Source organism: Sphingobium chlorophenolicum (genome assembly GCF_000722875.1).
GTDB lineage: Bacteria > Pseudomonadota > Alphaproteobacteria > Sphingomonadales > Sphingomonadaceae > Sphingobium > Sphingobium chlorophenolicum.
On the sequence record NZ_JFHR01000031.1, the window covers coordinates 38,287 to 58,280 of the forward strand.

Consider the following 19,994-nt stretch of genomic DNA (forward strand, 5'->3'; position numbering starts at 1 on the left):
CCATGCCCCATTGGGTGCGCACCATGGCCGGGCCGGTCAATGCCGTCATCGGCCGCTTCACCTTCACCCGCTATCTGCTGGCCAGCATCTGCGCCCTGTCGGGGGATTTCGCGCTGTTCATGGCGCTGAACCATATGGGCCTGCCGCCCGCTGTCGCGGCGCTTGGCGGCTATTCGGGCGGGCTCGTCCTGCACTGGCTGATCAGCGTCCGCTTCGTCTTCGAAATGCCGCAGCCCGCAACCCATGCGCAGCGCATCGCCTTCATCGCCAGCGCCCTGATCGGCATGGCGATCACCATGACGGTGGTGGGCGGCCTGAGCGGCCTGGGCCTGTCGCCCGCAATGGCCAAGTTGATGGCGGTCCCGGTCAGCTTCCTTTCCGTCTATGCGATCCGGAAATATGGCATCTTCGCCCGCGCCTGAATTGCCGTCCCTTCCCGCCAAACCCCTGATCGCCCGATGGCAGATCGGCGCGGGGCTGTTGCTGGCGTGGCTTTTATGCTGCGCCGTCATGCTCTGGCTGGCCCGCAACAGCCTGCCGACATTGGATTTCCGCGATCCGGATGACGCCATGCGGTTGCAGCAGGTCCGCGACTGGCTGCACGGACAGGGTTTCTGGGACGTCAGCCAGCATCGCGTCAATCCACCGGTCGGGGGACCGATGCATTGGTCGCGCATCGTCGACATGCCGATCGCGGCCCTGATCCTTCTTTTGCGTCCGCTGTTCGGAGCGGCCACGGCGGAACTGGCCGCCTGCGCGCTGGTGCCCCTGCTGACGCTGGGCGCGCTGACCGGCACGCTGTTCCTGGCGGCCAGGCGCGCCACCGGCAGCGGCATCACCGCCCTGCTGGCAGTGACCCTGCTGCTGACGACACCCACCATATTGGTCCAGTTCACGCCGCTTCGGATCGACCATCATGGGTGGCAGATCTGGATGGCAGCCCTGGCTTTGTGCGGATCGCTGGACCGGCATCGCTCCAGGGGCGGCATCACCGCTGGACTGGCGCTGGCGGTCTGGCTTCAGATTTCCAGCGAAGCCTTGCCCTATGCCGCGCTGTTCGCGGGTGCTTTCGCCCTGCGATACTGGCTCGACGCCAGGGAGGGGGTGCGGCTTCGCGCTTTCGCCGTCACGCTGGGCGGCGGCGCGCTGGCCCTGCTGCTGGTGCTGCGCGGCTTGCAGGCGCCGCTGATCCGGCAATGCGACAGCCTGTCGGCCGCCTATGTCTGGCCGCTACTGGCCTTTACGCTGGCGACGCCCCTGGCCTTGCGCCTGTTCGGTTCCGGTTCGACCCGGCGCCGTTTCCTGGCGACCGCAGCCGCCGGCCTTTCCGCGGCCGGACTGTTTCTGCTGACCGGGGGCGCATGCCTTTCGGGCGATCCGTTCAAGGCGCTCGGCCCCGTGGCCTACCGCCTCTGGTATCTGCAAGTGAAGGAAGGCCGCCCGGTCTGGGAACAGGGTCTGCTGATGGGGGGCATCATCCTCCTTCCGGCGATAATGGGCCTGATCGGCACGATCGTCGCAGCCAGGACGGCGAAGGACCGCGAAGCGCGGGATGGCTGGATCGTCATCACGCTGCTGCTGGGCGGCGCTTTGGCCGTCGCGATCCTGGTGTTGCGCGCCATGTCGGTGGCGCATGTCCTGGCGCTGCCCGGCATCGCCTGGCTGCTGCTGACGATGTTCCAGCATATCCAGACCTGGTCCAGAGCGGCGGTGCGAATAGTGGTGACGGCGGCCGTCGCCCTGTTGCTCACCCCGGCCGGTCTTTGCGGCGCCTGGATCCTGATCGCGAGCGGCGCGGCGGAGAAGGAACAGCCCGAAACCGTCAATTGCCGGGCATCGGCCATATTGGCACCGTTGCGCGCGCTGCCCAAGGCAACCCTGTTCGCCCCGCTTGATCTGGGCCCCGACATTCTCGTGCGGACCGGCCATAGCGTGATCGGGACGGCCCATCACCGCAACGCGGCCGGGATAACCGCCGTCATCGCGGGGTTCACAGCCACGCCCGACAAGGCGCAGGCGATCGTCATGGGGCTGAATGGCGGCAAAGGCGCGGATTATGTCCTGATTTGCCACGAACTGAACGAAGTCAAACATTATCGCGCCGACTTCCCGCACGGTCTGGCCGCCGCGCTGGAGCGCAACAAGACGCCGCGCTGGTTGCGGCCCATCCCCGGCAAGGGGCCGCTCCGCATCTACAAGGTGGTGGCTCAGCCCGGCGCGAAGGTCAGCGCCACGCCATTCATGCAATAACGTTTGCCGGTGGGCTTCGGCCCGTCATCGAAGACATGGCCCAGATGCCCGCCGCAACGGCTGCAATGCACCTCGGTTCGGGGATAGCCGAGTTCAAGATCGCGGGACGTGCCGACCGCACCGGGCAAGGGCGCCCAGAAGCTGGGCCAGCCCGTCCCGCTGTCGAACTTAGTCTTCGAATCGAACAGCGGCTGGGCGCAACCGGCGCAGGCGAAGGTGCCCCGGCGATGTTCCTTGTTCAGCGGGCTGGTGAAGGGATATTCGGTCGAACGCCGCCGCAGCACCTGATAGGCAAGCGGACTCAGCCTTTTGCGCCAATCCGCATCGCTGAGCGTGTAGGGATAGGCGGCGTCGGCCTCGCTCAGCCCCGATCGCCACAGGACAAGCATCGCCGCGGCGCAGCCGCCAATGCCCAGAAATCGCCGCCGATCCATAAGGGCGATCATGACAGGTTCAGCCTGTCGCGCTTCTGAACAACTGCTTCCACCAGCCGCCGCCGGATTTCAGCACATGGCGGCGGAACAGCAGCACGCCGATGCGGATGATCAATCCCACCCAGATCATCTGCCACGCGATGGCCAGCAGATGCGGCCAGATCGCATCCACCTGCGCCGCCCGCGCGATCATGGCGAAGGGGGAGGAGAAGGGCAGGATCACGGCCGCGATTTCCGGCGGCGATCCCATCTTGTCGACCGCATAGGTGGCAAAGAAGAAGATCAGCATCTGCCCCATGGTGACGGGCATGTTCAGCGTCTGCACTTCGCGCACTGTCGCCGCCTGCGCGCCGATCCCCAGGAAGAGGGAGCCGAGCAGCGTATAGGCCATGGCGAAATAGAGGATGGCGAGCATCAGGAAGGCCGGCCAGCCGACGGCGGGAACCGGCAGGGAGACGCCGGGCGTCTTCAACGCCAGGAACACGCCAAAGGCCGTGGCACCCCAGAAAAAGATGCCGACGAAGCTCATCGCCAGCATCGCCATCAGCTTGCCCAGGAAGATCGCGTCGACCGGCACGGCAGCGGCCAATATCTCTATGATCTTATTGGTCTTTTCCTCGACCAGATTGGACAGGATCATGCCCGCCAGCAGGATCGTCAGGAAGAAGATCACGATCTGCGCGATCCGCCCGATCACCAGCCTGCCCTGGCTCTGCGCGCCGACGCTGGTAGCGACCTGCTGCGCCTCCACATGCACCATATGCAGCGACTTTTCGGCCAGCGCCGCGCTGGCGAGCAGGCTGATGTCGCCCTCCAGCCGCCTTATGTCCTGCGGCTGGCCGGTCATCACCGGCTGGGCGGGGGAGCCGGACACGATCACCATGACGTCGGCATTGGCCCTCGCCAGTTGGACACGGGGCGCGGGCGACAGGGGCACCCGGCGCAGCGCCGGCAGGGCCTGCGGCCCCATGCGCTCCGCCAGCCGGGCATGGGCGCGCTGCATCCGCGCCGTGTCGGCGGGCGACATGGCCACGCCGACGACCGGGCGCAGGTCGGCGGTCGAAATCTTGTCGCCCAGCCCGCCGAACGCCATGCCGATGACGATGGGGAATAGCGGGCCGAGCAGGAAGAAGATGAAGGTGCGGGACAGAACGACGGCGGTGAAATCCCGCCGGGCGATGACCAGGGCAGCGCGCATCATTTCCATCATGCCGCTTCCTCCCGCACCTGATCGGCCTGCATCTGCCGGGCCGCCGCTTCGCCCGCGATAGCCACGAAGGCGTCGTGCAGGCCGGGCCGCTCGATCGACAGGCTTTCGATCCCGGCATGGCCGTCGAGCAGCGCCCGGAGCAGCGGTTCGATGCCCTCTTGCGGCAGGGCGAAATGCCATGCCCCGTCCTGCGCCAGCGTTTCGGGGGGCAGGGCGCGGCGCCAGCCGCCGTCGCTGGCGCGGGTGCGAAGCCGGACCTGCGGGCGCAGGCGGTTGCGGGCATCGTCCACCGTTCCTTCAAAACGGACCTTGCCGCCCGCGACGATGGCCACGCGCTCGCACAACCGCTCCGCATGGGCGATGACATGGGTGGAAAACAGCACCGTCACGCCGCGCCGGGCCTGGTCGCGGATCAACGTCTCCAGCTTGCCCTGATTGAAGGCGTCGAGGCCGGAAAAGGGCTCGTCCAGCACGATCAGGCGGGGTTCGTGGACGATGGTGCCGAAAAGCTGGACAGTCTGGGCCATGCCCTTCGACAATTGGCGGATCGGCTTTTCGGCAGAGGCGCCCATGCCGTAATCCGCCAGCATGGCGCGGGCGCGTTCCCGCCCGATCCTGAGCGGCAGGCCGCGCAGCGCGCCCATGAAGGCGACCGCTTCAAATGCCTTCATCGATGGGTAAAGGCCGCGCTCCTCCGGCAGATAGCCGACATTGCGCGCCTGACGCAGCGGCGCGGGATCGCCCAGCAGGCGGCGTTCGCCCTCGTCCGGGTCGATAATGCCCAGAAGGGTGCGCAGCATCGTCGTCTTGCCTGCGCCATTGGGGCCGAGAATGCCGTAGATCGACCCGGCGGGCACCGCGATGTCGATGCCGTCCACCGCCCGGAAATCGCCGAATGTCTTGACAAGACCATGGCCTTCGACGGCATAGGTCGGTTGAGGAGCACCGATCATCGGCCTCTGATAGTCGCATCGCATGCCAACGCAAAACGAAACCTTGGAACAGCGGCTTAAGGCCGAGGCGTTGCGGCTGGGCTTTGCCGCCTGCGCCATCGCGCCCGCCGACGCCGCGCCGCGTTCGGCCGAGCGATTGCGGCAATGGCTGGACGCCGGGCATCATGGCGACATGCTGTGGATGGAGGAGCGCGCCGGGCAGCGCGGATCGCCGCAGGGCCTGTGGCCCGACGTGCGCAGCGTGATCATGCTGGGGATGAGCTATGCGCCCGGTCGCGATCCTTTGGCGCTGGCGGAGGTGGACGACCGGGGACGGATTTCGGTCTATGCGCAGGGGCGGGACTATCATGACGTCGTCAAGAAGGGGCTGAAGGCGCTGGCCCGCTGGCTGGTCGACCAACAGCCGGGCGCACTCAAGGTCTTCGTCGACACCGCGCCGGTGATGGAAAAGCCGCTGGCGCAGGCGGCGGGGCTTGGCTGGCAGGGGAAGCACAGCAATCTCGTCAGCCGGGTCCATGGAAGCTGGCTGTTCCTGGGGGCGATCTACAGCGAGATCGCGCTGGCCCCCGATGCGCCGGAGGAGGATCATTGCGGCAGTTGCACCGCCTGCCAGACAGCCTGCCCGACCGACGCCTTCCCTGCGCCCTATGTGGTCGATGCGCGGCGCTGCATTTCCTACCTCACCATTGAGCATAAGGGGCCGATCCCGGAGGCATTGCGGGCCGGGATCGGCAACCGCATCTATGGCTGCGACGATTGCCTGGCGGTTTGCCCGTGGAACAAGTTCGCGGATGCGGCGGCGGCGAACCGGGCCTTTGTCGCACGGGCGGAACTGGCGGCGCCGGAACTGGGCGATCTGCTGGCGCTGGACGATGCGGGCTTTCGCGAGATTTTCTCAGGCTCTCCGATCAAGCGGATCGGCCGGAACCGGATGGTGCGCAACGCCGCCATCGCGGCGGGGAACAGCGGCGACAGACGGCTGGTCAGGCGATTGCAGGCGCTGGTGACGGACGACGATCCGGTGGTGGCGGAGGCAGCCTGCTGGGCGTTGGAGCAGTTGGTCTAGAACTTGCGATGGGAGCACGGTGTACTTCATCCCACGCTCCTCACTTCGCCTGAAGCGCCGCCGAGCAACTCGCCGCATCGATATCGGTCCCGGTCGGCGTGCGCGCGTCGACATGGGTGACGAGCTGCTCCTTCCCCTGCGGCGGAAAGTAGAGATAGGCGTCCAGCACGCAGCGGCCATTGGCGAATTGCAGCTTGCGCATGGTGCTTTCGCGAATGTCGAGCCGGGGCTGGCCGAACATCTGGATAAGATGCCGGGCGTCGGTTCCGATCAGCGGTCCGGGCCGGGTGAAGGCGCTGGCCGGGGGACCGGCGGGCGGGCGGGAAATCTGGGTCGCGGGCGGCGGCACCACGCCTCCGCAGGCGGCGACGGCCGAGCATAGGGCTGCGATAAGGACCGGACGGAGGCGGTTCATGGCATTTTCCTTCGGACACCGTGCAGCATGTGGACCGCCATAGCCGCGCTCCAGATCGGCGCAAGCAGGTTGAGGATCGGCACCAGGAAGATCAGCGTCGAAACGAGGCCCAGGAGCCACCGGCTGCCGCGCGGGATCGGCGGCAGGTCCGGATGGCGCGGTTGGACCATGTCGGCCAGGTCGCGGCCCAGCAGATGGGCGTTGAGGACCAGAAACAGGCCGATGGTGCCAACCCCCGTCACCAGCAGCAGCGCATAGCCGGGCAAGGCCAGCAGGTTCCAACCCACCGTCCGCAACAGGGAGCGCAGCGCGAAGCGCACGCTGCGCGACCGGCCGACCGGGCGGGCGCGGGCGGCGGCCTGCGGATAGCTGTCGCGCTCCACCGCGACGACGATGTCGTCCGCGAACAGGTTCATGATCGCCATGGCGGTGGCGCGGAACAACAGCCAGCCGGCGGCAATCGCAGCAAGGGCGGCGGCGGTCGCCTCTGCCAGACCGCCCCATTGCGCGTCCCAGCCGAAATGCAGGCGGGCCGCGTGGATGCCGCTCCACAGCGCGGCGGCAAGCAGCGCGAAGGCGAGCAGGGTCAGCAGCAGCGTCTTCATCAGCAGCCGCAGCGCGGCGCCGTGGAAGATGGAGGGAAAGGCCCGGAACGCGGCGGTCAGGATCATCCCGCAAACTATTCCCCGCTCCGGGCGAGGCGTCAATCAGCGGCGTTGCGCCCGGCGCCCCGGATCGGTAGAGACGGCGGGATTTTCCCCCTCATTCACGAAGGATTTTGCGTGACCGCTGCTGCCCCCACGCTTGATGTTGTCGCCATCGGCAACGCCATTGTCGACGTGCTCGCCCGGAGCGACGACGCCTTTCTGGCAGAACATGCGCTGACCAAGGGCGGCATGCAGCTCATCGACGCGGAAACCGCCGAGAGCCTCTATGCCGACATGGGCGCGGGCAAGGAGATCAGCGGCGGATCGGCGGCGAACACGCTGGCGGGCCTGGCCGCGTTCGGGAAGAAGTGCGCCTTCATCGGGCAGGTCAATGACGATCAGTTGGGCGCGGTGTTCGCGCATGACGTGCGGGCGCTGGGCATCCGTTACGATACGCCCGCGATGCGGGGCGACGTGCCGACGGCGCGCTGCCTGATCCTGGTGACGCCCGATGCGCAGCGGACGATGAACACCTTCCTGGGCGCGTCGCAGTTCCTGCCGGAGGCGGCGCTGGACCTGGACCTCATCCGTTCGGCCTCGATCCTCTATCTGGAAGGCTATCTCTGGGATCCGGAGCAACCGCGGGCGGCGATGCGCGCCGCCATCGACGCGGCGCGGGGCGCGGGGCGGAAGGTCGCCTTCACCCTGTCCGACAATTTCGTGATCGACCGGCACCGGGCGGACTTCATCGACCTGATCGACCAGGGGCTGATCGACATCCTCTTTTCCAACGAAGGCGAAATCCAGTCCTTGGCCGAGGCAGGGGATTTCGAGAAGGCGGTCGCCGCCATCGCCGCGAAGGTGCCGGTGCTGGTGTCGACGCGCAGCGAAAAGGGCGCGATCGCGGTGGTCGACGGCGTGCGGTACGAGGCCTTGGCCGCGCCTGTGGCTGAGGTGGTCGACACGACCGGGGCGGGCGACCTGTTCGCGGCCGGATTCCTCGCCGGTCATCTGGAGGGATTGGAAGTCGACAAGTGCCTGAAACTGGGCGCGGCGGCGGCGGCCGAAGTGATTTCCCATTGGGGCGCGCGGCCGGAAGAGGACCTCAAGGCGATCCGGGCGAAGACGCTGGGGTAAATATTGCCTCTCCTCCGTTCGCGCTGAACCCGAACGGAGGAGGGATCAGCTTGCCGCCTTCTGCTTTCTGAACAGGGCGCGGTCATCCGGGCCGAACCCCCAACGCCAGATGACGACGCTGTAGACGCCCAGAATCGTGAAAACGCCGAAGACCAGCTCCACCCATTCCAGGCTGGACGGCAGGGCAACGAAGGCGGCGCCGACGACGCATGCCGCTCCGGACGCGCTGAGCAGCGGCCAGCGCCAGGCGTTGACCTTTGCGCCCAGCAGCCGGGAAAGCAGCCGCGCCTTGACCAGCGCGCTGACGCCGAGCGCCATGGAGAGGGCGAGGGCGGGCGCGGCGGCGAGGGCCATGTCGTGGAGGCCAAGCCGCTTTGCGAGGAAGATCAGCGCGAAGCTGAGCGCGGCCTGCAAGCCGATCATCAACAGCGAGATCATCAGATTGCGATGGCGGGCGATATAGACCAGCGCGGATTCGCTGACTACCGCGGTGGCGGCGACGACTTCGGCCAGCAGCAGGAAGGCCAGCGCCCCCGTGCCGCCGACGAAATGCGGCCCGACAAGGCCCATCACCGCCTCGCCGGGAATGCCCAGGGCCAAGGCTATGCCCGCCTGCGCGGCGATGATCCAGAAGCCGACCTGGCTGACCTGCCGGGCGATGGCGTTGAGATTGCCCTCCGCCAGGTTGCGGGTGATGACCGGCCCCAGGATCGGGTCGAAGCTGGTCTTCAGCTTCTGGGGCAGGGAGGCGACCTGCTGCGCGACATAATAGATGCCGACCACCGCCGGGCTGACGAACAGGCCCAGTATCGCCATGTCCAGACGGCGCGATCCCCATTCGACGCCGTCCGCCGCCGCGAGGGGCAGGTTGCGCCGCGCCAGCCGCCAGAGCCGGCCGAAATCCGGACGCCAGCCATAGGGGATGCCGTAATGGCGGGTCATCGGGATGATCGAGGCGACGAGCGCGGCGATCATCGACACGACATAGGACAGGATCAGTCCGTCGCGGGTCGAATAGAAGGCGAAGGCGAAGGCGCCGATGCTGATCGCCCAGGGCTCTATGATCGATCGGGCGCGGACGGTGGCGCCGATGTCGAAGCGATAGGCGCAGGCAGCAAGCGCCACGTCGGACCCGGCCACCGCGATGACGATCAGGGCAAGCAGCCGGTCGAGGCCGTTGATGCCGCTGTTGGGGAACATCGCCTGCGGGAAAATGACCAGGAGCGCGCTGCCGATCAGGGATGCGATCAGGGTCACCAGCATGGCGTCGGTCACGACATGGCTGTGCGGGCGTTCCGTCTGGGCGAGCGCGCCCGCAAGGCCGCGTTTCAGGCCCAGCGTTGCAAGCTGCGCGACGAACTCCACCACCAGCACGGCATAGGCGAAGCGCCCCAGCGCATCCGCGCCATACCAGCGACCGGCGATGAACAGGAACGGCAGGCGCGCGGCAAGGCGAAGCAGGAAGCCGAACACATTGGTCCGTCCGCCCTTGGCAAGCGCCGCAATGTCATCCTGCTGCGCGGGAGAGGCCCCTTCAACCGGCAACGAACTATGGTCCCCCTGTGAGATCAATGTTGTGAGATCAATGCTGTGGCGTCATTGTGCGGTGCCGGACTGTAGCGATATCTGGAAAGAGAGCGAGTTTTTATTCGGCGCGCAGCGGACGGGCGAGCAGCGCGTCCATCACCTGCGTTAGCGGCGCGGCGTCTTCCAGCAGGGCGCAGACCGCTTCGACCACCGGCATTTCCACTTGGGCAGCGCGGGCGGCCTCGCGCAGGACAGGAGCGGTGAACGCGCCTTCCGCTATGGTCCGGCGGTTGGACAGCAGTTCGCTGGCGGGCTTCCCTTCGCCTAGCCCCTTGCCCAGCGAGAAGTTGCGGCTGTTGGTCGAGGAGCAGGTGAGGACGAGATCGCCCAGGCCGGAAAGACCAGCCAGCGTTTCGGACCGCGCCCCTCTGGCGAGGCCGAAGCGGGTCATTTCGGCAAAGCCCCGGCTGATCAGCGACGCACGGGCGTTGAGGCCCAGGCCCGCCCCCTCCGCGACGCCGCAGGCGATGGCGAGGACATTCTTGACCGCGCCGCCAATCTCCGCGCCGACTACATCGTCGGAGAGATAGGGGCGGAAGGCGGGTCGGGCGATGCGGGCAGCGATCTTCGTGGCCAAAGCGGCGTCGGCGCAGGCGAGCGTGATGGCGGTGGGCAGTCCCTTTGCCACCTCATGGGCGAAGGTGGGGCCGGAAAGGACAGCTATGGGCGAGGTCGGCTGGGCCTCCGCCGCGACTTCGGACATGAGCAGGCCGGTTCCGGCCTCTATGCCCTTGGAGCAAAGGATGAGCGGCGTCCCTGCCGGGGCCTGCGCGACGACCTTGCGGAGATGCTGGGCCGGACTGACGATCAGCAGCATGTCGCGGTCCGCCATGGCGGCGATGTCGCCGGTGGCTTCGATCGAGGGACTGAGCGGGATTTGCGGCAGGTAAAGCGGGTTCTGGCGGTCGTTATTGACTGCGTCCACCACCTCCGGCTCCAGCGCCCAGAGGCGGACATGCTGGCCGTCGGCCGCGAGGGTCTGGGCCAGCGCCGTGCCCCATGCGCCTGCGCCTATGACGCCTGCTTTCAGGGAGGGGGCTTTCATGCTTTCACTCCTGCTCCGCGCGCCTTTTCCGCGCTGGGGTCGAGCGGCCAGCGTGGGCGCGCCGGGACGGTCAGATCGTCGACCAGGCCCGCCGCATAGCGCTCCGCCCCCGCCCAGGCGATCATCGCGGCATTGTCCGTGCAAAGCCAGAGCGGCGGCGCGACGAAGGGAAGGCCGTGCTTCGCCGCCAGCGCTTCCAGAGCGGCGCGGATCGACTGGTTGGCGGCCACCCCCCCCGCAACGACGAGGGCGGTAATGTCCCGAAGGTCGGCCAGTTGGCGTTCCGTGCGGTCGACGAGGCAGTCGATCACCGCCTGCTGGAAGCTGGCGGCGATGTCCTCCGTCGCATATTGGCCGGACTGGGCGGCGCGCATGACCGCGCTTTTCAGGCCCGCGAAGGAGAAATGGGGTTCCGCCGTGCCGACGAGCGGGCGCGGAAGCGGGACGGCCTTGGCATTGCCCAGGGCCGCCGCTTTCTCCACCGCCGGGCCGCCGGGATAGCCTAGGCCGAGCAATTTGGCGGTCTTGTCGAAGGCTTCGCCGCTGGCATCGTCAATGGTGGTGGCGAGGCGGGCATAAGCGCCGGGGCCGCGCACATGGAGCAACTGGCAATGGCCGCCCGACACCAGCAACAGCAAATAGGGGAATTGCAGCGTGGGATCGGCCAGGCGCGGTGAGAGCGCATGCCCCTCAAGATGGTTGACCGCGATCAGCGGCTTGTTCGCCGCATGGGCCAGCGCCTTGCCGGTGACGAGGCCGACCATCACGCCGCCGATCAGGCCAGGCCCGGCGGTGGCGGCGATCACGTCGACATCGTTCAGGCTGAGCTCCGCATCCTTCAGCGCCGCCTCGATCAACGGGGCGAGCGCCTCCACATGGGCGCGGGCGGCGATTTCGGGGACGACGCCGCCATAGGGGCGATGCGCCTCCTCCTGCGTGGCGAGGCGATGGGCCAGTATCTTGCCCTCCGCCGTCACCAGCGCCGCCGCGGTTTCGTCGCAGCTTGATTCCAGGCCGAGGATGATCGTCATTGCCGCTTCCATCTAATGTCCGCGACCATTAGAGCAAGCGGGATCATGCAAAAGCCTTCCCGTCCGCTCCGCCTTGGTACCCGTGGTTCCCCGCTCGCACTCGCGCAGGCGCATATGACGATGGCGGCGCTGCGCGCGCGCCATGGCTGGGATGAGGGGGCGGTCGAGATCGTCGCGGTGCAGACCAGCGGGGACAGGATTCAGGATCGGGCGCTGGCCGAGATCGGCGGCAAGGCGCTGTGGACCAAGGAACTGGATCGGGCGCTGTTGGCGGGCGAGATCGATTTCGCCGTGCATTCCATGAAGGATGTGGAGACTATCCGGCCCGTTGAAATTCGGATCGCCGCCATGCTGCCGCGTGCTGATGTACGGGACCGGCTGGTGGGCGCGGCGAGTTTCGATGCTTTGCCGGAAAGGCCGGTGGTGGGGACGAGTTCGCCCCGCCGGGCGGCGCAGGTGAAGCGGCTTCGGCCGGATGCCGAGGTTGTGCTGTTTCGCGGCAATGTGGCGACGCGGCTCGCCAAGCTGGAGAAGGGTGAGGCGCACGCCACCCTGCTGGCGGCGGCGGGGCTGGACCGGCTGGGCCAGAGCGATGTGGGCGTGACGATTCCTATCGAGGTCATGCTGCCCGCGCCTTCGCAGGGCGCGGTGGGGATCGAGACGTTGAGCAGTAACGCGGCGATGCTGGACCTGTTGGCGACGATCAGCGACGCGGATACGTTCGACTGCGTAATGGCGGAGCGGGCGGTGCTGGTCGGGCTAGGGGGCACCTGTCATTCGCCGATTGCGGCGCTGGGACGGCTGGAGGAGGGGCGGATTTACCTGCGCGCCGAGATCATCAGCCCCGACGGGCAGGAGACGATTGGCGATTGGCTGCGGATTGAGCGCAATGACGCCGCCACCGCCGAGGCGATGGGGCGCGGCTTGCTGGAGCGGGCGAGTCCTGCGCTGCGGGCATTGTTCGAGGCGTGAGGCCGCTCGTCATCCTGCGGCCCGAACCCGGCGCCGGCAAGACGGCGGAACGGGCGGCGGAAATGGGTTTGAAGGCGCGGATCATTCCCTTGTTCGTGCCGCAGGCGGTGGATTGGGACGCGCCCGCCCCGGATCGCTTCGACGCCCTGTTGCTGACCAGCGCCAATGCGGCGCGGCTGGCGGGGGAGCGGCTGGCCGATTATCGGACCTTGCCCACTTATGCGGTTGGCCGGGCGACGGCGCAGGCACTGGAAGAGGCGGGTTTCGCGCAGGTCATCGCCGGGGATGGCAACGGCACCGCCATAGCACGGCGGATCGCGGCGGACGGGCATGGCCATGTGCTGCATCTGGCCGGGCAAACCGTCGCGCCGATCGATGCGGGCGCGCTGCGGATCGACCGGATCGCGGTGTATGAAATGTTGCGGACCGGCGACGACAGGGTGGCGGAGCGGCTGGAGCCGGACAGCGTCCTGCTGGTCCATTCCCCCCGCGCCGGGGAGGTGCTGGCGGAGCTTGCGGGTCCGGAGCAACGCGCTTACCTGCACCTGATCGCGATCAGCCCCGCCGCGCTGGCGGCCTGCGGCTCCGGCTGGGCCAGCGCCCGGACGCCCGACAAGCCCGATGATGAGAGGATGCTGGCCCTTGCCCTCCGATTATGCGAATGATTCGCCTCTTATGGAAGAAAGGCCCTTGATGAGCGACACGGACGGCGCGGCAAGCAGCGTGACGGCACCGCCCCCCGTGCGTCGGCGTGGTTCCTGGCTGACGGCGCTGCTGGTCCTGCTCGCCTTCGCGGTCGGGGTCGTTCTGACCGTCCTGGCTTTGCCGAAAATCCAGCAATGGAATGCGCCCCAGCGGCAGGCCGCGTTGGCCGATCCCCATGGCGTCGCATCGGGCATGCCCATGCGGCCCTTGTCCGCCGATGCCGGGCAGATGCTGGATGCGCGGGTCGTGCAACTGGAGGAAAGGCTCAACCGCATCACCGTGGAGGCGCAGGCCGCGTCGGGCAATGCGGCGCGGGCCGAAGGTCTGCTGGTCGCCTTCGCGGCGCGCCGGGCGCTCGATAGCGGGGCGCCGCTCGGCTATATTGAGGGGCAGTTGCGCCTGCGTTTTGGCCAGGCGCAGCCGCGTGCCGTCGCCACCATCATCAACGCGGCGCGGGAGCCGGTGACGCTGGCCGATCTGCGCGCCGGGCTGACGGCGGTGTCCGATCGGGTGACGGTGCCGCCCGCCGACGCAAGCTGGTGGCAAGCGCTGGAGCATGAGGCGCGGGAGATCATCACCATCCACAAGGCGTCCACCCCCTCCCCCCGGCCACAGGCGGCGCTGGACCGGGCGATCCGCTATCTGGACGGATCGCGGGTCGGCGCGGCGCTGGCGGAGGTGGAGCAGATGCCCGGACGGGTGTCGGCGGACCGATGGATGCAATTTGCGCGGCGTTATCTGGAGGCGCGGCGGGCGCTAGACCTGATCGAAACCGCCGCGATACTGGAACCGCGCCAGTTGCGCGCGGCCGATGGCGAAGCGGTGGCGCAGACGTCTCCGCTGGCGCCCTGAACCCGTTGTCACAAACGACGAACCGTTGATTCCCATGGATGAAACTCCATGGACTCGGCCGCCAATGTCATGAGAATGTCATCTTTCCCCCTGGAAAAAGGAAAGACATTTTCGTGCCGCCTTATGCCGATGCCATCGCCAGCTTCTGGAAGGGCCGTCTGGCCAACGGCCCTCGCGCGGCCGAGCGGCCGACGCTCCAGCATTTGCTGGGCAATGCTTCGGTGCCGTTCGATCTGGCGCGGGCGCGGGCGCAAGCCGCCGATCTGGCGCGGTCGATCCAAGGCGACGGACAGCGGGTGCTGCTGATCCCCGGTTTCATGGCTGGCGAACAGCGGATGGAACCGCTGCGCGCCGTGCTGAACGCGGCGGGCTATGAAGCGCATGGCTGGGGCATGGGGCGCAATTTCGGACCGAAGCCCGACAGTCTGGAGCGGATCGACCGGCGGGTTGACGCCATCCGGCGCGAGACGGGCGGTAAGGTAACGCTGGTGGGCTGGAGCCTGGGCGGGCTGTTTGCGCGGGAATATGCGAAATATGCGGCGGAGAAAGTCGGCGGCGTGGTGACGATGGGCACGCCCTTTTCCGGCGACCCTCGCGCCAACCATGCTTGGCGGCTCTATCAGTTGGTCTCGGGCTTTCCCGTGGACCAGCCGCCCTTTGCCTGCAATCGCGAGGAAAAGCCGCCCGTGCCGACCGTGGCATTATGGTCGCGGCGCGACGGCGTGATCCTGCCGCAATGCGCCAAGGGCCGCGCCGGGGAACGGGACCGGGCGATCGAGGTGGATTGTACGCATATGGGCTTTGCCGCTTCGCCGGAAGGAATTTTGGCGGTGGGTAAGGCGCTGGAGGCTGTGCGGGGCTGAGGCTTTGGGTTTGGGGGATTGAGCGTGGATTTATCCTGTTCCTCCCCATCGGTAGATGGGGAGGTGGCAGCGCGAAGCGCTGACGAAGGGGCATGGGGCACGACCTCCGAATTTCCCCTCCACCATTCGCTTCGCGAACGGTCCCCCTCCCCACGCTTCGCGTAGGGAGGAATTGATGTCAGCTACTGGCCACTTCCTGACATTCCGAATTGCTAGGCGGCGCGCAGTTGCGTTGTTGCGATCAGGGCGCGGGCCTGGCGTTGGGCTTCGGCGATTTCTCGCGCCGACATTTCTTCGGCTACTTCCGCCCGCATCGTCTGGCCTTCCTCGCTGCCTTTGAGGGCGGCCAGGTTGAACCATTTATGCGCCTCGATCAGGTCGACGGGCAGATCGCCGGTGCCGCAGCTATAGGCGACCCCCAGATCGAAACAGGCTTCCGCGCTTGCATCCGCCGCACCCGAAAGACGGCTTTCCATCAGAAACTGCGCGCTCTTCAGACCATTCGCCATGACCGAATCCCCCTCATGGATTTCGACTTGATGGTTTTCGATGAGGGGCAGGCTGCACCGGCGGCGGATAAAAAATGGTTAACGCCGCTCATGGCGATTGGCGGAAAAATCCCCGCATAGCGGACGCAAGCAAGGTTAACGCCCTTCCGCGACACTAAAAGGGTAGCGCAGGCGTCCGATTGTCCCCATAGCCACCGGCATGACCGATCATCCCGCAATCCCCGGAGAACAGCCGAAAAAGGACATTGCTTTCCGCGAGTTCGTGATGCTCTGCGCCTGTCTGATGGCGATGAACGCCTTGTCCATCGATCCGATGCTGCCCGCCTTGCCCGCCATCGGCCAGGACCTGGCGATACCCCATCCCAATGACCGGCAATTGATCATCAGCATCTATTTTCTGGGTCTGGGCATCGGATCCTTGCTGTTCGGCGTGTTGTCCGACCGATTCGGACGGAAGCGCGTGCTGGGCGGCGCGATGGTGATGTTCATCCTTTCCTCCATCGCCTGCGCGGGGGCGCACAGCTTCGCCATGATATTGGTGGCGCGGGCCTGCGCCGGTTTCTTCGCGGGGGCGAGCCGGGTGGTCACCGTCGGCATCGTCCGCGACCGCTTCAAGGGCGATGCGATGGCGCGGGTCATGTCGCTGATCTTCGCGGTGTTCATGCTGATTCCCGTGATGGCGCCGACTTTCGGGCAGGCGATATTGTGGATCGCCCCGTGGCGCTGGATATTCTGGGCGCTGGCCATCCTGGCGACGTTGATCCTGATATGGATGATGGCGCGGCTGCCGGAAACGCTGCTGCCGGAAAACCGCTTGCGGATCAGCGCGGGCGTCATTTTCCGGACCGTGGGATCGATCATGCGCACGCGCAGCTCGATCGGCTATATGATGGCGAGCGGCGTGGTGATGAGCGGCCTGATCGGCTTCATCCTGTCCGTGCAGCAGATTTTCTTCGACATTTTCGGGGCGCAGGAGATTTTTCCCTTCGCCTTCGCCGTCATCGCCGGCAGCATGGGGATCGGCAGCCTGGTGAACAGCCGCCTTGTGTCCCGTTTCGGCGCGCGGCGGTTGAGCCAGGCGGCGGTGCTGTGCCTGGTGCTGATCAACGTCGTGCATCTGGCGGTGATCCTGGCGGGACATGAGACGCTGGCCAGCTTCATGATCCTGCAGGGGGCCACCATGATGACGGTCGCCTTCACCGCGTCCAATTTCAGCGCCATTTCCATGGAACCCTTTGCGAAGGGTGCGGGGGTCGCCTCCTCCTTCCAGGCGTTCCTGACCACGGCGGTGTCCAGCGCGCTTGGCAGCGTGATCGGCCGGGCATTCGACGGCACGACTTTGCCGCTGACGCTGGGATTGGCGGTATTCGGATCGATCTCCTTCCTGATCGTCGCCTGGGCGGAGCGGGGGAAATTATTCACCCGGCCCCATCATGCCGGGCTGCGCGATACCGAATTCGAAACCCTGCGCTGAAAAAGAAAGGGGAGCGGCATCCGCTCCCCCTCCTTTCGATCAGGCGTCCCGGCCGCCCGGCGTATGCGCGCCCGGCATGGGCGGCACTGGCTGCGGCGGAATGCCGGCATCCTGCTCATGGGTTTCGACCAGGCCGCGTCCGACATGGCTCTTGCGATAGCCATAGATGAAATAAAGCACGAGGCCCAGGCCACCCCAGACCGGCAGCACAAGCTGCGCATCGACGGGCAGGTTGAAGAAGAGGAAAACGCAGCCGAACGCCGCCGTCGGCGCGATGGCCCACACCACAGGCGTGCGGAACGGGCGTGCCCGGCCCGGTTCCTTGACGCGCAGCACCAGCACGGCGATCGACACCATGAAGAAGGCGAAGAGCGTGCCGGAATTGGAGATGTCGGCCAACTGGCCCACGGGCAGCAGCGCCGCGCCGATGGCGACGAAGACGCCCGTCACCATGGTGACGACATGGGGCGTCTTGAAGCGCGGGTGGATGCTGGCGAGCTTTTCCGGCAGCAGGCCGTCGCGGGCCATGACGAAGAAGATGCGGGTCTGGCCGAACATCATCATTAGGATGACCGAAGGCAGAGCGAGGTTGGCCGCGAGGCCCAGCGCATTGCCGACGACGGTCCAGTTGATGGAGCGCAGCACATGGGCCAGCGCTTCGTTGGAGCAGACGAGATCCTGGGCATGGGCGGCGGTGGCGCAGGCGGCGGCGAAACCCTGCGATCCGGGAGCGACCACCGAGCCGTCGGGGCCGAGCACCGGCTGCGCGCCGATTGCGCCGATCGCCCCGCCAGCCACCAGCAGGTAGAAGACGGTGCAGAGCGCGAGGCTGCCGATCAGGCCGATGGGGACGTTGCGCTGGGGATTTTTGGTTTCCTCGGCGGCGGTCGATACCGCGTCGAAGCCGACATAGGCGAAGAAGATCGATGCGGCGGCGCCGACGATGCCCATGCCGCTGGTGCCTTCCGGCCCGAACCAGCCATTGGGCGCGAAGGGCGAGAAATTGCCGGTATCCAGGACCGGCAGCGTCAGGATGATGAAGGCGGTGAGCGCGGTCACCTTGATGGCGACGAGCACGGCGTTGACGCGGGCGCTTTCGGTGGTGCCGATGACCAGCAGGGCCGTCACGGCGAGCGCGACGACGATGGCGGGAATGTTGATGACGCCATGGGTGAAGTCCGCATGGGGGATCAGGCCGTTCATCGACCAGACCGGCCCCGCAGCAAGCGCCTGCGGCAGTTCAAGCCCGGTTATGCTTTTGAGCAGGCCCATGAAATAGCCGGACCAGCCCACCGAAACGGCGCTGGCCGCGACCGCATATTCCAGGATGAGCGCCCAGCCCACCATCCAGGCGAGCAGTTCGCCGACGACAGCATAGGTGTAGGTGTAGGCGGAACCGGACACCGGCACCATGGAGGCGATTTCGGAATAGCAGAGCGCTGCGAAGGCGCAGACGGCGCCCGCGATCATGAAGCTCCACATCATGCCCGGCCCGGCCTTTTGCGCGGCGGCGGCGGTCAGCACGAAAATGCCGGTGCCGATGATGGCCCCGACCCCCAATAATGTCAGTTGAACCGGCCCCAATGTGCGGACGAGCGATTTTTTCTCGGCCGTGGCCAATATCGCGTCCAGTGGCTTTATGCGCCCGAAAATCATGGTGGAGCCCTTTTTCTTTGAAGTCTTTTGCCCGGGCGGCCGTTGCGGCCGCTCCCCTTTTGTGATGAAGCGGAGACTATCGCCTAATCCGGCGCACGCAAGTATGTTGCGCATTCGGGACATCGTTCAAAAGCACTTCCCAGGAAGATCCGGAGAAATGAAGCATGGTTGAATTGCTGCGGGCAGGCAGTTTGGGTGATGTCCTGCACGGCTTTGCCGGACGGCGCGGCGGGGTTTCGACCGGGATTCATGCGGGCCTGAATGTCGGATTGGGGTCGGAGGATGAACGGGACGCGGTTCTGCGCAACCGGGATCTGGTTCGCGATGCGCTGTTGCCCGGCGGGACGCTGGTGACGGTGCATCAGGTTCATTCGCCCGATGCTGTCACTGTCATGGCCCCGATTCCCGCCGATGAACGGCCAGCGGCTGACGCCATGGTCACGAATCGGCCAGGGTTGATATTGGGCATCCTTACGGCGGATTGCGTGCCGGTTTTGTTTGCCGACGCGGCGGCTGGCGTCATCGGCGCGGCGCATGCCGGATGGAAAGGGGCGTTGGCGGGCGTGACGGACCGGACGATCGAGGGGATGGAGGCATTGGGCGCGGGGCGGGACCGGATCGCCTGCGCGATCGGGCCGTGCATTGGGCGCTCCTCCTATGAGGTGACTTTGGATTTCGCGGACCACTTTGCGGCGGCGGATGTCGAGAATGAGCGATTTTTCACGGCTGGGCGCGAGGGGCATTGCCAGTTCGACATTGCCGCCTATGTGGCGGCCCGATTGGCGAACGCGGGGGTCAGTCAGATCGAATTGCTGGATGAGGATACCTACAGCCAGTCGGATCGCTTTTACAGCTATCGCCGGTCATGTCATCGCGGCGAGCCGGATTATGGTCGGCAGATTTCGATGATCGCTTTGCCGGGGTAACGGCGGAAGGCATGGTGTTGGAGTTAGGGAGGTTCCTAACTTCGCTCCAGAATATTCATGTTTGGATATACTGCTCCGCTTGGCCGAAGCCAGGGAGGCATCATCGATCCGGAAGATCGATGACCCGGACGCTCATAGGTCCGGTTGGTGTTTTATTGTTTTGAAGTTTTCGCGGCCTCTGGTTGCGGGAGTAGGATTTGAACCTACGACCTTCAGGTTATGAGCCTGACGAGCTACCGGGCTGCTCCATCCCGCGACACTG

20 protein-coding genes and 1 tRNA gene are annotated in these 19,994 nt (G+C 66.5%); 10 read left to right on the forward strand and 11 right to left on the reverse strand.

Annotation, left to right across the window (positions count from 1 at the left end; all coding sequences use genetic code 11):
- Positions 1 to 2: 2 nt before the first annotated feature.
- Positions 3 to 422, forward strand: a complete 420-nt coding sequence (locus BV95_RS13690) for a GtrA family protein (protein WP_013848220.1) — start codon at positions 3 to 5, stop codon at positions 420 to 422.
- Positions 400 to 2,250 carry a hypothetical protein gene (locus BV95_RS13695; RefSeq protein ID WP_037452846.1) on the forward strand — a complete coding sequence of 617 codons (1,851 nt, stop codon included), beginning with the start codon at positions 400 to 402 and terminating at the stop codon, positions 2,248 to 2,250. Before BV95_RS13690 ends, BV95_RS13695 begins: the two co-directional genes overlap by 23 nt.
- Here the strand turns inward: BV95_RS13695 and msrB are convergent.
- The 3 genes from msrB to BV95_RS13710 are packed head-to-tail and all read right to left on the reverse strand — an operon-like array spanning position 2,208 to position 4,847.
- Positions 2,208 to 2,696 (reverse strand): peptide-methionine (R)-S-oxide reductase MsrB, encoded by a 489-nt coding sequence (gene msrB, locus BV95_RS13700; protein WP_174544473.1) that lies wholly within the window; start codon positions 2,694 to 2,696, stop codon positions 2,208 to 2,210. The two genes, BV95_RS13695 and msrB, sit on opposite strands and share 43 nt — an antisense overlap.
- A 7-nt stretch (positions 2,697 to 2,703) precedes the next feature.
- Positions 2,704 to 3,894 carry an ABC transporter permease gene (locus tag BV95_RS13705; RefSeq protein ID WP_037452847.1) on the reverse strand — a complete coding sequence of 397 codons (1,191 nt, stop codon included), beginning with the start codon at positions 3,892 to 3,894 and terminating at the stop codon, positions 2,704 to 2,706.
- On the reverse strand, positions 3,891 to 4,847 hold the full coding sequence (locus BV95_RS13710; RefSeq protein ID WP_037452850.1) for an ABC transporter ATP-binding protein: 957 nt from the start codon (positions 4,845 to 4,847) through the stop codon (positions 3,891 to 3,893). Before BV95_RS13710 ends, BV95_RS13705 begins: the two co-directional genes overlap by 4 nt.
- Before the next feature lie 22 nt (positions 4,848 to 4,869).
- On the opposite strand from BV95_RS13710, the gene queG reads away from it, so the two are divergent.
- Positions 4,870 to 5,913: a tRNA epoxyqueuosine(34) reductase QueG gene (gene queG / locus BV95_RS13715; protein ID WP_051749778.1), complete on the forward strand. Its 1,044-nt coding sequence runs from the start codon at positions 4,870 to 4,872 to the stop codon at positions 5,911 to 5,913.
- A gap of 40 nt (positions 5,914 to 5,953) precedes the next feature.
- On the opposite strand, the gene BV95_RS13720 is transcribed toward queG, so the two are convergent.
- On the reverse strand, positions 5,954 to 6,328 hold the full coding sequence (locus BV95_RS13720) for a hypothetical protein (RefSeq protein WP_013848226.1): 375 nt from the start codon (positions 6,326 to 6,328) through the stop codon (positions 5,954 to 5,956).
- Positions 6,325 to 6,999, reverse strand: coding sequence for an EI24 domain-containing protein (locus tag BV95_RS13725; RefSeq protein ID WP_037452852.1), 675 nt, complete (start codon positions 6,997 to 6,999; stop codon positions 6,325 to 6,327). The genes BV95_RS13720 and BV95_RS13725 overlap by 4 nt, the downstream gene beginning before the upstream one ends.
- Positions 7,000 to 7,110: 111 nt before the next feature.
- Between BV95_RS13725 and BV95_RS13730 the strand changes: the two genes are divergently transcribed.
- Positions 7,111 to 8,112, forward strand: coding sequence for an adenosine kinase (locus BV95_RS13730; protein WP_037452855.1), 1,002 nt, complete (start codon positions 7,111 to 7,113; stop codon positions 8,110 to 8,112).
- A 45-nt stretch (positions 8,113 to 8,157) separates the two neighbouring features.
- On the opposite strand, the gene BV95_RS13735 is transcribed toward BV95_RS13730, so the two are convergent.
- From BV95_RS13735 to tsaD, 3 genes are all read right to left on the reverse strand, one after another.
- A complete protein-coding gene (locus BV95_RS13735) occupies positions 8,158 to 9,657 on the reverse strand; it encodes a lipopolysaccharide biosynthesis protein (protein ID WP_037452857.1) in 1,500 nt (499 codons plus the stop codon).
- A gap of 100 nt (positions 9,658 to 9,757) precedes the next feature.
- Positions 9,758 to 10,729 (reverse strand): NAD(P)H-dependent glycerol-3-phosphate dehydrogenase, encoded by a 972-nt coding sequence (locus BV95_RS13740; protein ID WP_174544474.1) that lies wholly within the window; start codon positions 10,727 to 10,729, stop codon positions 9,758 to 9,760.
- A gap of 11 nt (positions 10,730 to 10,740) precedes the next feature.
- The gene (tsaD, locus tag BV95_RS13745; protein WP_037452886.1) at positions 10,741 to 11,775 is read right to left on the reverse strand and encodes a tRNA (adenosine(37)-N6)-threonylcarbamoyltransferase complex transferase subunit TsaD; all 1,035 of its coding nucleotides are present in this window, start codon (positions 11,773 to 11,775) and stop codon (positions 10,741 to 10,743) included.
- A gap of 45 nt (positions 11,776 to 11,820) precedes the next feature.
- On the opposite strand from tsaD, the gene hemC reads away from it, so the two are divergent.
- The 4 genes from hemC to BV95_RS13765 all read left to right on the forward strand — a co-directional run bounded on the left by hemC (position 11,821) and on the right by BV95_RS13765 (position 15,167).
- Positions 11,821 to 12,747, forward strand: coding sequence for a hydroxymethylbilane synthase (gene hemC / locus BV95_RS13750; RefSeq protein WP_037452895.1), 927 nt, complete (start codon positions 11,821 to 11,823; stop codon positions 12,745 to 12,747).
- Positions 12,744 to 13,412, forward strand: coding sequence for a uroporphyrinogen-III synthase (locus BV95_RS13755; RefSeq protein ID WP_037452861.1), 669 nt, complete (start codon positions 12,744 to 12,746; stop codon positions 13,410 to 13,412). Before hemC ends, BV95_RS13755 begins: the two co-directional genes overlap by 4 nt.
- Positions 13,413 to 13,440: 28 nt before the next feature.
- Positions 13,441 to 14,304, forward strand: a complete 864-nt coding sequence (locus tag BV95_RS13760; RefSeq protein ID WP_409372094.1) for a hypothetical protein — start codon at positions 13,441 to 13,443, stop codon at positions 14,302 to 14,304.
- A 113-nt stretch (positions 14,305 to 14,417) separates the two neighbouring features.
- Complete coding sequence (locus BV95_RS13765; protein WP_037452867.1) at positions 14,418 to 15,167, forward strand: esterase/lipase family protein; 750 nt, start codon at positions 14,418 to 14,420, stop codon at positions 15,165 to 15,167.
- 212 nt (positions 15,168 to 15,379) lie between these two features.
- On the opposite strand, the gene BV95_RS13770 is transcribed toward BV95_RS13765, so the two are convergent.
- Entirely contained in the window at positions 15,380 to 15,676 is a 297-nt protein-coding gene (locus BV95_RS13770; protein WP_037452870.1) for an SEL1-like repeat protein, read from the reverse strand.
- A gap of 199 nt (positions 15,677 to 15,875) precedes the next feature.
- On the opposite strand from BV95_RS13770, the gene BV95_RS13775 reads away from it, so the two are divergent.
- Positions 15,876 to 17,150 (forward strand): multidrug effflux MFS transporter, encoded by a 1,275-nt coding sequence (locus BV95_RS13775; protein WP_037452873.1) that lies wholly within the window; start codon positions 15,876 to 15,878, stop codon positions 17,148 to 17,150.
- Positions 17,151 to 17,189: 39 nt separating this feature from the next.
- Here BV95_RS13775 and BV95_RS13780 read toward each other — a convergent pair whose 3' ends face one another.
- Positions 17,190 to 18,806: an amino acid permease gene (locus BV95_RS13780; protein WP_013848199.1), complete on the reverse strand. Its 1,617-nt coding sequence runs from the start codon at positions 18,804 to 18,806 to the stop codon at positions 17,190 to 17,192.
- Between the two features lie 164 nt (positions 18,807 to 18,970).
- Here BV95_RS13780 and pgeF point away from each other — a divergent pair, with 164 nt between their 5' ends.
- Entirely contained in the window at positions 18,971 to 19,732 is a 762-nt protein-coding gene (gene pgeF / locus BV95_RS13785) for a peptidoglycan editing factor PgeF (RefSeq protein WP_037452877.1), read from the forward strand.
- 179 nt (positions 19,733 to 19,911) lie between these two features.
- On the opposite strand, the gene BV95_RS13790 is transcribed toward pgeF, so the two are convergent.
- Positions 19,912 to 19,988, reverse strand: a tRNA-Met gene (locus tag BV95_RS13790).
- Positions 19,989 to 19,994: the final 6 nt, after the last annotated feature.

What these genes read in the sequence shown, in the direction of transcription:
- BV95_RS13770 (WP_037452870.1), bottom strand. Translation starts at nt 15,676, where the DNA reads ATGGCGAATGGTCTGAAGAGCGCGCAGTTTCTGATGGAAAGCCGTCTT.
- BV95_RS13775 (WP_037452873.1), top strand. Translation starts at nt 15,876, where the DNA reads ATGACCGATCATCCCGCAATCCCCGGAGAACAGCCGAAAAAGGACATT.
- BV95_RS13705 (WP_037452847.1), bottom strand. Translation starts at nt 3,894, where the DNA reads ATGATGGAAATGATGCGCGCTGCCCTGGTCATCGCCCGGCGGGATTTC.
- tsaD (WP_037452886.1), bottom strand. Translation starts at nt 11,775, where the DNA reads ATGACGATCATCCTCGGCCTGGAATCAAGCTGCGACGAAACCGCGGCG.
- BV95_RS13690 (WP_013848220.1), top strand. Translation starts at nt 3, where the DNA reads ATGCCCCATTGGGTGCGCACCATGGCCGGGCCGGTCAATGCCGTCATC.
- BV95_RS13780 (WP_013848199.1), bottom strand. Translation starts at nt 18,806, where the DNA reads ATGATTTTCGGGCGCATAAAGCCACTGGACGCGATATTGGCCACGGCC.
- hemC (WP_037452895.1), top strand. Translation starts at nt 11,821, where the DNA reads ATGCAAAAGCCTTCCCGTCCGCTCCGCCTTGGTACCCGTGGTTCCCCG.
- BV95_RS13725 (WP_037452852.1), bottom strand. Translation starts at nt 6,999, where the DNA reads ATGATCCTGACCGCCGCGTTCCGGGCCTTTCCCTCCATCTTCCACGGC.
- BV95_RS13720 (WP_013848226.1), bottom strand. Translation starts at nt 6,328, where the DNA reads ATGAACCGCCTCCGTCCGGTCCTTATCGCAGCCCTATGCTCGGCCGTC.
- BV95_RS13695 (WP_037452846.1), top strand. Translation starts at nt 400, where the DNA reads ATGGCATCTTCGCCCGCGCCTGAATTGCCGTCCCTTCCCGCCAAACCC.
- BV95_RS13760 (WP_409372094.1), top strand. Translation starts at nt 13,441, where the DNA reads ATGAGCGACACGGACGGCGCGGCAAGCAGCGTGACGGCACCGCCCCCC.
- msrB (WP_174544473.1), bottom strand. Translation starts at nt 2,696, where the DNA reads ATGATCGCCCTTATGGATCGGCGGCGATTTCTGGGCATTGGCGGCTGC.
- queG (WP_051749778.1), top strand. Translation starts at nt 4,870, where the DNA reads ATGCCAACGCAAAACGAAACCTTGGAACAGCGGCTTAAGGCCGAGGCG.
- BV95_RS13710 (WP_037452850.1), bottom strand. Translation starts at nt 4,847, where the DNA reads ATGATCGGTGCTCCTCAACCGACCTATGCCGTCGAAGGCCATGGTCTT.
- pgeF (WP_037452877.1), top strand. Translation starts at nt 18,971, where the DNA reads ATGGTTGAATTGCTGCGGGCAGGCAGTTTGGGTGATGTCCTGCACGGC.